1 rRNA gene is annotated in these 3,140 nt (G+C 49.4%); it reads left to right on the forward strand.

The window, feature by feature from the left end:
• The first annotated feature begins 161 nt into the window (after nt 1–161).
• Nucleotides 162–3,055 (forward strand): 23S ribosomal RNA (locus FTU65_RS15840).
• The last annotated feature ends 85 nt before the right edge of the window (nt 3,056–3,140 follow it).

Consider the following 3,140-nt stretch of genomic DNA (forward strand, 5'->3'; position numbering starts at 1 on the left):
TGAAATGAGTTACTAGCGAAATTAACTGAATCAAGCGTTTTGGTATATGAATCTAATTGAAGCTGTACAGTGATTAAGTTCACGAGACTCTAACTGTGGCGATTAAGTTCGCAACGCAACATCTTCACTTGTAGGAGATGGGCGACTGTTTGGGGTTGTATAGTCAAGTAATTAAGTGCATGTGGTGGATGCCTTGGCAGTCAGAGGCGATGAAAGACGTAATAGCCTGCGATAAGCTCCGGGGAGGCGGCAAATATCCTGTGATCCGGAGATTTCTGAATGGGGAAACCCACCCGCTATAAGGCGGGTATCATAAACTGAATACATAGGTTTATGAGGCGAACGAGGGGAAGTGAAACATCTCAGTACCCTTAGGAAAAGAAATCAATTGAGATTCCCTCAGTAGCGGCGAGCGAACGGGGAAAAGCCCATTAAGTTATCTAAGCTTTAGTGGAACGCTCTGGGAAGTGCGACCATAGTAGGTGATAGTCCTGTACGCGAAAGGGCTTAGATAATGATGTCGAGTAGGGCGAGGCACGTGAAACCTTGTCTGAATATGGGGGGACCATCCTCCAAGGCTAAATACTCCTGACTGACCGATAGTGAACCAGTACCGTGAGGGAAAGGCGAAAAGAACCCCTGTGAGGGGAGTGAAATAGATCCTGAAACCGCATGCATACAAGCAGTGGGAGCCAACTTGTTTGGTGACTGCGTACCTTTTGTATAATGGGTCAGCGACTTACATTCAGTAGCAAGGTTAACCGATTAGGGGAGCCGTAGAGAAATCGAGTCTTAATAGGGCGTTTAGTTGCTGGGTGTAGACCCGAAACCGGGTGATCTATCCATGAGCAGGTTGAAGGTTGGGTAACACTAACTGGAGGACCGAACCCACTGTCGTTGAAAAGCCAGGGGATGACTTGTGGATAGGGGTGAAAGGCTAATCAAACTCGGTGATAGCTGGTTCTCCCCGAAAGCTATTTAGGTAGCGCCTCGGACGAATACCATTGGGGGTAGAGCACTGTTTCGGCTAGGGGGTCATCCCGACTTACCAAACCGATGCAAACTCCGAATACCAATGAGTACTATCCGGGAGACAGACTGCGGGTGCTAACGTCCGTAGTCAAGAGGAAAACAATCCAGACCGCCAGCTAAGGCCCCAAAATTATAGTTAAGTGGGAAACGATGTGGGAAGGCATAGACAGCTAGGAGGTTGGCTTAGAAGCAGCCACCCTTTAAAGAAAGCGTAATAGCTCACTAGTCGAGTCGGCCTGCGCGGAAGATGTAACGGGGCTAAAACTATATGCCGAAGCTGCGGATTTACACATTAGTGTAAGTGGTAGGGGAGCGTTCTGTAAGCCGATGAAGGTGGATTGAGAAGTCCGCTGGAGGTATCAGAAGTGCGAATGCTGACGTGAGTAACGACAAAACGGGTGAAAAACCCGTTCGCTGAAAGACCAAGGGTTCCAGTCCAACGTTAATCGGGGCTGGGTGAGTCGACCCCTAAGGCGAGGCCGAGAGGCGTAGTCGATGGGAAATTGGTTAATATTCCAATACTTCAGTGTAATGCGATGAGAGGACGGAGAAGGTTAAGTCAGCCTGGCGTTGGTTGTCCAGGTGAAAGGAAGTAGGCATGTATCTTAGGCAAATCCGGGGTACTCTATGCTGAGATCTGACAGCAAGCTGTACTTGTACAGTGAAGTGGCTGATACCATACTTCCAGGAAAAGTCTCTAAGCTTCAGTTACACTGGAATCGTACCCGAAACCGACACAGGTGGTCAGGTCGAGTAGACCAAAGCGCTTGAGAGAACTCTGCTGAAGGAACTAGGCAAAATGGTACCGTAACTTCGGGAGAAGGTACGCTGCTTTTGGTGATGGAACTTGCTTCCTGAGCTGAGAGCAGCCACAGAAACCAGGCCCCTGCAACTGTTTATTAAAAACATAGCACTCTGCAAACACGAAAGTGGACGTATAGGGTGTGATGCCTGCCCGGTGCTGGAAGGTTAATTGATGGGGTTAGCGTAAGCGAAGCTCTTGATCGAAGCCCCAGTAAACGGCGGCCGTAACTATAACGGTCCTAAGGTAGCGAAATTCCTTGTCGGGTAAGTTCCGACCTGCACGAATGGCATAATGATGGGGGCGCTGTCTCCAGCAGAGGCTCAGTGAAATCGAAATCGCCGTGAAGATGCGGTGTACCCGCGGCTAGACGGAAAGACCCCGTGAACCTTTACTGCAGCTTGACATTGAACTTTGATCTTACTTGTGTAGGATAGGTGGGAGGCTTTGAAACCGAGACGCTAGTTTCGGTGGAGCCAATCTTGAAATACCACCCTGGTAATATTGAGGTTCTAACTCTGCTCCATGATCTGGAGCGAGGACCATGTCTGGTGGGTAGTTTGACTGGGGCGGTCTCCTCCTAAAGAGTAACGGAGGAGTACGAAGGTGCGCTCAGCGTGGTCGGAAATCACGCGTAGAGTATAAAGGCAAAAGCGCGCTTAACTGCGAGACCCACAAGTCGAGCAGGTACGAAAGTAGGTCTTAGTGATCCGGTGGTTCTGTATGGAAGGGCCATCGCTCAACGGATAAAAGGTACTCTGGGGATAACAGGCTGATACCGCCCAAGAGTTCATATCGACGGCGGTGTTTGGCACCTCGATGTCGGCTCATCTCATCCTGGGGCTGAAGCAGGTCCCAAGGGTATGGCTGTTCGCCATTTAAAGAGGTACGCGAGCTGGGTTTAGAACGTCGTGAGACAGTTCGGTCCCTATCTACCGTGGGCGCTGGAAATTTGAGAGGATCTGCTCCTAGTACGAGAGGACCAGAGTGGACGAACCTCTGGTGTACCGGTTGTGACGCCAGTCGCATCGCCGGGTAGCTATGTTCGGAAGGGATAACCGCTGAAAGCATCTAAGCGGGAAGCCTACCTCAAGATAAGATTTCCCTTGGACTTTATGTCCACTAAAGAGCCGTTGAAGACTACGACGTTGATAGGTTGGATGTGGAAGTGCGGTGACGCATGAAGCTGACCAATACTAATTGCTCGTGAGGCTTGACTATACAACACCCAAACAGTTGTATGTAAAGCATCAATTGATTCGATATTAAGCAAAATAACTTGATTTAGTTAACGCTTAAGAACAAA

The organism is Acinetobacter sp. YH12129, assembly GCF_013418685.1.
In the GTDB taxonomy this organism is placed as follows: Bacteria; Pseudomonadota; Gammaproteobacteria; order Pseudomonadales; family Moraxellaceae; genus Acinetobacter; species Acinetobacter amyesii.